General features: G+C 71.7%; 1 pseudogene. It reads right to left on the bottom strand.

The features are described from left to right. A pseudogene (locus ACEN88_RS33105) lies at positions 1-820 on the bottom strand (hypothetical protein); the annotation flags it as partial.

Genomic DNA, 820 nt, shown 5'->3' with positions numbered 1-820 from the left:
GCCTTGGGCCTGGCGGCCGGCAGGAGGAAGCGGTCGCCCGCCGTCGCCGGACCGGCCGCCAGGCTCAAGGCCGCGTGTCTGGGGGCCTCGAACGACGGCGGCGACACCTCGAAGGTGACGCAATAATCCATCGCAGTCTCCTCGAAATCCTTTTCACGGTTCGTCAGCAGCAGCAGTTCCAGCAACAGCAGCCAGGGCGCCTCGCCCGCGCCGCGGTCGCCGATCGCCAGCATCGGACGCAGCACGGCGACGAGGTGGTCGGCGCCTGCCAGCACGAGTTCGCGACCCGCCTTGCGCAGGGCCTGCAGCGCGTCCAGCAGCAGGGCGCAGCCCGGCGCCGTCACCGCGGTGACCGCCTGGAATTCAAACCGGACCAGCGGACCGGGCGAGGCGGCGCGGGCGAGTTGCGCGCGGGCGAGCGGACCGTCGTCCAGGCGGCCGGACAGGGTGGCCGTCGGGATCGCCCCCGATACCTGGCGGTCGGGCGCGTGCGACGTGTCCGCGACGGGGTGATACGTGGGCGGCGACGTTTCGAACCGGCTGGCGTAGTCGATCGCGATGCTTTCGAACTCGTGTTCGAGGCCCATGATCTGGACCAGGTCGAACAGCATCCACCACGGCAGGCGGTCGGTGCCCTGGTCGTGCACGCTGGTGCGCAAGAGGAGGGCGGCCGCCTCGAGCTGGCCGTTGGCGTACAGGATCGCCGCTTCCTCGACGACCGGCGCGCTGGACGGGGTAGCGGCCGCGTCCGGCACTTCATCCTGGCCCGGCAGGAGGTCCGTGTCCTGCTCAGGTGGCGGCGCGCCACCGCGGCCAAGAT

This window comes from Massilia sp. CT11-108 (genome assembly GCF_047302915.1).
GTDB lineage: Bacteria > Pseudomonadota > Gammaproteobacteria > Burkholderiales > Burkholderiaceae_D > Telluria > Telluria orientalis.
The sequence above is the reverse complement of the archived record's forward strand: the minus strand, read 5'-3'. Positions and strand labels throughout refer to the sequence as shown.